The following is a 7,248-nucleotide window of genomic DNA, read 5'->3' as shown; positions in this document are numbered from 1 at the left end:
TCGGCGTTATCAGCCGCAAAATGCCCAACCCGACAGGCTGCTAGCCCGAAGCAGAGATAACCTGCGGTGAGTTCCTATTTCGCATTTTCAGCACTAGAGAGGCCTTCTCAGCCCGCACTTATGGATTTCCTCGGCGGTTGTGATAACTTTCGCAAAAGCCTTTCCATGCGGCTTTAAGCTTAGTGCCGTGCAGCTTACTGAGTCTCTCACCGAGATGGTCTCGGAATGCATCAGCGATTAGGTCGATATCCCATCCCCCGCCGGAGGAACGCGCTATTCTGGCGAATATTTTTTGGTCGGCTCCAAACTGGAGAGAACCTGCAGGAAACACCACCTGCCTATCACTTTTCGCAGCAGTGGGGCGTGTTTCTAATTCGCTTGCAGTCGTTCGATAGTCTATGACCTTTGGGCTTTCCTTAGGTTGAAAAACAATTTCGAGTTCTCTTACTGCTCTTCCTTGTCTTATTTCTGTCCATTCAACAGTAAAATGCGCCAATTCGTCGATTTCATTTTTGCAAACGGTTAATACTTTTCGCCTCAACTGAGCAAAGTCTTTATAGACGCTGGGCGAGATGCCCAAGGCCGCACGAAATGCGATCACATCACCTTTCCACACGGTTTGACGTCGCTTCACCCGCAAGGCCCCAATTTCGTAAAGCTTGAGCGCGTAAGCCGAACGAAAACCCAATACAGCGGTGCGATTCATAACCGCATAGGTCTCAGACTCCTGGATTAGTCGTCGGGCATCAGGGGTGAACTCCCACTCAATCCAACCGACTTCTTTTCCAGGCTCTGTGTCTTCAACCTCTTCCCTCGAAGAGGCAATCAGTGAAAATCGTCGCGTTGCTTTTTTACCTCGCCAGGAAATGTCGTCCTCGGCAAATAGAGTACCATGCAATTCTTCAAGCATGTCACTTATGCGTTCGTTACCTTTGTGACCTCGCCTAATGTCGGCTTTACGCATGCGGTGCGTCATTGGCTTCCAAGCATCACCACCGGCTACAAGGATCATCAATGCAAGTAGCCGTGACGCAGTTAGACTTAGTGATTGGCCCCTGACGAAACGTATCTCTACGAGGTGGCCCGGCTTGGCGAACTCGTCGGTACCCTTATGCTGTAGAGCGCGGGCAACGCGCATGGCGCGCTTTGGAACCTCATCACTCTCGGACGTGTATTGCATCAACGGGATATCCAGCGTGTAAGGGAATGAACGATTCGTATCCTGACCTTAGAATGAGAGTAAGGTCAGGTGAAGCGAAAATCGAGAATCTCAGCATTCCCCACTGTCGTACACGATGTTGAGAAGTAAGGTTTCTTACGGAAATATAGATAAAGGCGACCGCAGCGTGCTGCGGTGGATTCTGATTCTATTCAAGTGATTCTGATTCAGGAGAAAAAATACTAGGAATTCCAACGACTTTCATCATGTTTCCTGACCTTGTGGGGGACGTAACCTGACCTCTTGGGGGATAGTAACCTGACCTCTTGGGGGATCTAACCTGACCTTGTGGGGGCGGCCGGTTAAGATACTTAGTCTTGGGAATTGCTCACGCGCCTTTTTGTATGAATTTTCCTGTTGACGGTCGCAAGTCGGCATCCATGACACTGGCGCGCGTTTGTTAGCCAAATCTATGGGTATGATTCGCAGTTTAACGGGCTTTTATCTCTTTTTAGGTCTCGCTCGTGATTTCCGTGGTCGCCATGACAATATTCCTCGCCAGATGATTGCGCAGTTTGGATGGATTGCAACGTTGCAATTGTTTGGAGGCATATGGATTTTCTTGCGAAAAACTCGATGTTACAAGTTTTTTTGCACAAGTAGCATATTTATCCAGTCTAACAGTAAGCGACGGTATGCGTAACCGAACCAGCAACGCTGTGCCGACTTCTCTGAGACATCCGAGCGTATTTGTTCCAATTGCAATGTTGCAATCGCTATTACGCGGCAAAGAAACTTTCGAAAAAAAAGTTCACTCGAGATTAAAGCAAAAGTGACCGGCTAACTGAGAGCCTTATCTGGTTACTTACTTTGGCAGCACCAGCAAAGTGCTTGACTGGAAACTATTGTATTCTTCTGGGAGGTTGAATTCAGTTTTCCGCTTTTTCCACTGATGCAGGAACAAATACCCCCCCCACGAGGTCAGGATAAGCGTTTACACTCTGTTCCCCCAAGAAGTCAGGATAGCATCATGCGTCGATTGGCATCCCCCATAAGGTCAGGATACCTCTTTCCGCTTACCGTGTAATCCCCCCAAGAGGTCAGGACACTCACCTTATTCGGTATTTATGTTTGCTGCCAGACCCGCCACATGGTCGTCACACCGTGTTGGTATAAAAAAGGAGGTGACTATCGAGTTAAGTCTCGACTTTCGAAAAGATTGACACTATCCATTTAAAATCGAAAGTTAACGTGCGCCGGACATTTATCGAAAGAAAAATTTATGACAGCTGATCTCGAGCAAGCCGGATATACAAGTCTCCAAATGGTTGAAGGGCTGGCAGACAAAGCCGCAGCAGTTCTGGAGAATTTGAGGGAAAGCGCTGTTGCCGCGCGAGCCGGTGAGCGACGAGAACCGACATTTCAGATTGGGCAGGCTGCGGAACTCGTAGGACGGACGCCTGCGGCCATACGCGACGCAGAAAAGGATGGTCGTCTGCCGAAACCTGAACGGGGAGCCAATAACAGGCGTGTGGGATATACGCTTGAACAGGTCAATGATATGCGCGGGATCTTTGGCACTCGTCCGTGGCGTGATCCGGGAGATCCGCCGGCAATCATAGCTGTTCAAAACTTTAAAGGTGGTGTCGGGAAATCAACGGTTGCTGTTCACCTTGCGCAATATCTTGCGATCCAAGGCTATCGCGTGGCGCTGATTGATTGTGATAGCCAGGCATCAGCAACAACGCTTTTTGGGTATGTGCCAGATTTAGACCTTACTGAGGATGAGACGCTTTATCCGTTTTTGCGGCATGATGAACGTTCTTCACTGAGCTATGCGCTCAAACCTACGCATTTCGATGGTCTATATTTAATACCGTCTAATCTTCGGCTGTTTCAATCTGAATATGAAATCGCCGCGCGGATGGCTCAGGGCGAGCCGGGGCTTGTGGATCGGCTGTCGGTAGGGCTGGCATCTATAGCGCCAAATTTTGACGTAATAATTATGGATCCACCTCCTGCTCTGGGAGCAATATCGCTTTCTGTGCTGAGGGCGGCAAATGCATTGGTCGTTCCGGTGCCTCCAACAATTATGGACTTTTCGTCAACGACGGCCTTCCTGTCGATGCTGGAGGAGACATTGCGGACGCTAGCGCAGTTTGACAGAGCCCCTTCTCTGGAATTTCTCAAATTTGTAGCTTCTCGGGTGGAAGAGAATAAATCGATTCACAAGGAACTTATCAAGCTGATGCAGGCTATTTTCGGCCATCATCTAGTTAGAGCCCCTCTGAAAAATTCTGCCGAAATCGACAATGCTACAGCCCGCCTCATGACCGTGTACGAACAGCAAGGAGCAATCACAAGCAAGTCGGTTCGTGATCGCTGCCTTACCTATCTGAACGCTGTGTGCAAGGAACTTGAAATAGATATTCGGGGAATGTGGCCCAGTCATCAGGAACGGCTTCGCAAGGAAGGACTGGTGTAATTCTTTCTTCGAGACAGCGCTTCATCGAACTCCTGCCAATCGTCAATTTTCAAGAATTGCAACGTTGCAATTTTGGATTGGTAGCGGAGCGAGAAGCGAAGCACGCATTTTCAAAGCATGTTTCGAGCTTTTTGTGGGTCGAGTAATGTGAAAAACAGGAGGGGTAGATGTCGGGGAAAAATAGGGCCTTTGCAGACGGGTTAACAGCTGCAATTTCAGGCGTAACCGGTAGACAGGGCCAGTCTCGTCCAAATCGGTCAATCATTAATGATCGCACTAACCGGTTAGCAGAAGTCGCTAGCGGTAAAGTTGTTACTCGTACCCACGAGTTTATTGATCCTGCACGATGCAGAATGTGGGAGGGCCATAATCGTGATTACGCCGCGTTGTCTTATGAAAACTGTCACGAACTTATCGAGAGCATTCGCGCGCAGGGGCGCCAAGAGGTCCCGGCCATCGTTCGGCGATTGACCAACAACCCTGATTTTGATTTCGAAGTGATCTGTGGCGCACGCCGACATTGGTCCGTTTCATGGCTTAACGCCAATAATTATCGTGATATTAAGTTCCTCGTTGAGCCTCGTGAAATGGAGGACGAGGAAGCCTTCCGTATTGCAGACCTGGAAAATAGGGCGCGTGAGGATCTTACCGATTATGAGCGCGCAAAGGATTACTTGCTGGGGCTGGATCGGTACTATCACGGTCGCCAAAAAACGATGGCAGATCGGTTGAACGTCTCTGAAGCATGGTTAAGCCGGTACCTCGACCTTGCTAGATTGCCTGAAGCCGTAACACGGGCATTTGTTAGCCCGCATGATATCCGGCTTAAGCATGTGATGCAGATAAAGCCCCTTATTAAAGACAGTGCATCACGAGAAGTAGTCTACGAGGCAGCTGAACGAATCGCTGCGTTGCGACGCAAAGATCAGAACTACCTTGTGGAACCTGCTGCGGTGGCTCGCGAACTCGAAAATGCGGTAGCAGCGGAACTGGGGCATTTACGTCGCGGTAGCGCGCGCTCGCCTAAACGTGGCGCTGTTGCCATCACGCGCGATACGGATGGCAAGGAGATTGTAAAAATAGATGCAAAGTCGCCTAAGCGTTTGCAGGTCACTTTTATGCTGGCGGAGTTACGTTCTCGCGAGGAGATGGAGGAGGCTGTTAAACTGCTGACGGATCGCTACTGGCCCGTTCAAGAATGACTTATGCTTAGAATGCGTAACCTGCAGCAGTCTGCGTATCGGATTTGTTGCAGCGCGAATTACCGGTGCTGGGTCCTTAGAGGTGCTGCTGACTCTTCATTGCATGAGTGTCGGTGCATTTGTCCCCGTAACGGGTGCTGGGGCGCGTTTGAGAGGACTAAGTGATTCCAGAATAAGCGGTGTAGGCATGTGGCTCATGGAGGCCCTGCGTGTTGATAGGACGGTCTCGCTTATGCACCTGACAACTGTAAACGTGATGTGATCGCCATACCAACGGTCCTGCAATTATTGCTGGCTGGACTGTTTTTTGCTGATCGTCCCTCTTGTTCTTGGTAGGCCGACTGCTCTTCGGACTGATGAGTAATCAATGGGCACAGTGGCCTATGACGATATCAGCCACGTTCTCGAGGCGTAGCCGGAGACACCTGCGGCGTAAGCATCCGACGAAGACCGCGGGCCTGAGTCAGGCCGCCTGTGTATGATTGGCGTGACGGGTGTTTTTCGAGTTCCAGGGTAGCAGGTCGGGGAGCCGGGAGACGGGAATATCGTTGATCCGTCCAATGACATCAGCCAGCCACGCGTGGGGATCGACATCGTTGAGTTTTGCAGTGACGATCAGGGAATACGTGGCAGCCGCTCTCCTGCCGCCGCGATCCGAACCTGTGAACAGCCAGGCCTTGCGTCCTACGGCGATGCCACGCAGGCTCCGTTCTGCCGCATTATTGGTCAGGCAGATCCGGCCATCATGGAGGAACGCCGTGAAGATATCGGGTCGTCTGAGGATGTAGCCCATGGCCTGCGCGACGGGTGATTTTCCGGACATGCGGCTGCAACTGTCACGCATCCATTCCATCAGGTCTTCCACGATGGGTGCGCTGAGCTGCTGCCGCAGGGCAACGCGCGCCTGTAGCGTGGCGCCATTGATGGCCCGTTCCACCTCAAACAGACTGTCGATCCGCCTTACAGTTTCCACGGCAAGGGGTGCCCTGCCCAGTTCGGCCAGCCGGAACAGGCCGCGTCGGGCATGGGCCCAGCAGCCCGCCAGCGTTACAGGCGCGGGCTGCCGCCCCGGCTTTGCCAGGGCATTGTAGCGGGCGTAGGCATCGGCTTGCACGATGCCATTCCAGCCATCGAGGTGAGTGGTGGGATGCTCGCCCCTGCGATCGCGGGAGTAGCCGGACCAGGCAGCAGGAGGTGCCGGGCCGCCAAAGGGGCGGTCATCGCACACATAGGTCCATAACCGCCTGGTCGCGGTACGACTGCTGGCCAGAACCGGTACGGTGGTATCATCGGCATGTACCCGTTCTCCAGCAAGGACATGCTCTTTGATCCGTGCCGTCAGCGGTGCCAGTGTTGCGGTGCAGGCCCCCACCCGGTCAGCCAGGGTGGACGTATCCAACGCAATTCCTTCACGGGCAAAGGCTGCCGCCTGCCGGTTCAGGGGCTGGTGGTCTGCAAACTTCCCGACCAGGACAGAGGCCAGAAGGTGCGGTCCCGCCCGTCCGCGGACAAGGGATCGGCCTCCATGACCACCCAGTTCGTGCTCGACGCCCTTGAACAGGCCATCTGGCAACGAAAGCCCTCGGGAAACAAGGCGCTGATCCATCATTCGGATCGTGGTTCACAAGGCGGATTCAACCGGTCGTCGCAACACCCCATTCTTGGAGGTGTCGATGACAACAGGAAGACGCAAATCCGAGCGCTCGACGCGGCGCAAATTATTCTCGCCAGGACGGCCGCCTGTCTGGCAGCGTGAGAATCTGTGCCGGTTCTGGCGCGGTGTCGCTGCTGGGCTTTCCAGTGAGGAGGCAGCCGTCGATGCAGGTGTGTCTGGCTCTGTTGGAATCCGGTGGTTTCGGAGTTCTGGCGGAATGCCCCCCACACATCTTGCGCCCTCGGCACCCGAACTGAAGCGCCGTAATCTCACTTTCGCAGAACGCGAGGAAATCGCCTTGGAATGCGCTCGGGGCACCGGCGTGCGTGCCATCGCGCACAGGCTTGGGCGAGCGCCCAGTACGATCTCCCGCGAGATTAGGCGCAACTCGGCGACCCGCGGGGGAGACTTCGACTACCGGGCTCTCACTGCACAGTGGCATGCGGATCATGCGGCGCGACGCCCAAAAATCAGCAAGCTGGCGAACAATCCCGCCCTGCGCGACTATGTGCAGGATCGCCTCGCCGGCCTGATCGCCACGCCCGAGGGCATCGCCTTCGATGGGCCGGTTGTAATATGGAAGAAGCGACGGGCTGTTCATCGGCAAAGCCGACGCTGGTCTTCGGCGTGGAGCCCCGAGCAGATCGCGCAGCGCCTGAAGGTGGACTTTCCCGAGGATCCAACCATGCGCATCAGCCATGAAGCAGAGGTGGTCCCCATTTTTCGGACAGGGCGATAAGCTATCATC

4 protein-coding genes and 2 pseudogenes are annotated in these 7,248 nt (G+C 53.4%); 4 read left to right on the top strand and 2 right to left on the bottom strand.

The genetic code is table 11. The features are described from left to right. Positions 1-118: 118 nt before the first annotated feature. Positions 119-1,138 carry a replication initiation protein gene (locus B7449_RS12320; protein ID WP_039736258.1) on the bottom strand — a complete coding sequence of 340 codons (1,020 nt, stop codon included), beginning with the start codon at positions 1,136-1,138 and terminating at the stop codon, positions 119-121. A gap of 1,303 nt (positions 1,139-2,441) precedes the next feature. Between B7449_RS12320 and B7449_RS12315 the strand changes: the two genes are divergently transcribed. Both B7449_RS12315 and B7449_RS12310 read left to right on the top strand, forming a co-directional pair. Further along, on the top strand, positions 2,442-3,644 hold the full coding sequence (locus B7449_RS12315; RefSeq protein ID WP_039736256.1) for an AAA family ATPase: 1,203 nt from the start codon (positions 2,442-2,444) through the stop codon (positions 3,642-3,644). A 167-nt stretch (positions 3,645-3,811) separates the two neighbouring features. Beyond that, on the top strand, positions 3,812-4,846 hold the full coding sequence (locus B7449_RS12310) for a ParB/RepB/Spo0J family partition protein (RefSeq protein WP_039736255.1): 1,035 nt from the start codon (positions 3,812-3,814) through the stop codon (positions 4,844-4,846). Positions 4,847-5,309: 463 nt separating this feature from the next. Here B7449_RS12310 and tnpC read toward each other — a convergent pair. Beyond that, a pseudogene (gene tnpC, locus B7449_RS12305) lies at positions 5,310-6,353 on the bottom strand (IS66 family transposase); the annotation flags it as partial. Between the two features lie 18 nt (positions 6,354-6,371). Between tnpC and B7449_RS19820 the strand changes: the two are divergent. Both B7449_RS19820 and B7449_RS12300 read left to right on the top strand, forming a co-directional pair. Beyond that, a complete protein-coding gene (locus B7449_RS19820) occupies positions 6,372-6,602 on the top strand; it encodes a hypothetical protein (protein ID WP_167335756.1) in 231 nt (76 codons plus the stop codon). Continuing rightward, a pseudogene (locus B7449_RS12300) lies at positions 6,520-7,236 on the top strand (transposase); the annotation flags it as partial. The gene B7449_RS19820 and the pseudogene B7449_RS12300, both read left to right, overlap by 83 nt. Positions 7,237-7,248: the final 12 nt, after the last annotated feature.

The sequence above is a fragment of the Komagataeibacter intermedius TF2 genome, assembly GCF_000964425.1.
Taxonomy (GTDB): Bacteria; Pseudomonadota; Alphaproteobacteria; order Acetobacterales; family Acetobacteraceae; genus Komagataeibacter; species Komagataeibacter intermedius.
Note: the sequence above shows the minus strand (reverse complement) of the source record. Positions and strands in the feature narration are given on the sequence as shown.

Bases quoted from the DNA above. Each gene is read 5' to 3' on its own strand.
- B7449_RS12310 (WP_039736255.1), top strand. From the start codon at position 3,812: ATGTCGGGGAAAAATAGGGCCTTTGCAGACGGGTTAACAGCTGCAATT.
- B7449_RS19820 (WP_167335756.1), top strand. From the start codon at position 6,372: ATGACCACCCAGTTCGTGCTCGACGCCCTTGAACAGGCCATCTGGCAA.
- B7449_RS12315 (WP_039736256.1), top strand. From the start codon at position 2,442: ATGACAGCTGATCTCGAGCAAGCCGGATATACAAGTCTCCAAATGGTT.
- B7449_RS12320 (WP_039736258.1), bottom strand. From the start codon at position 1,138: ATGCGCGTTGCCCGCGCTCTACAGCATAAGGGTACCGACGAGTTCGCC.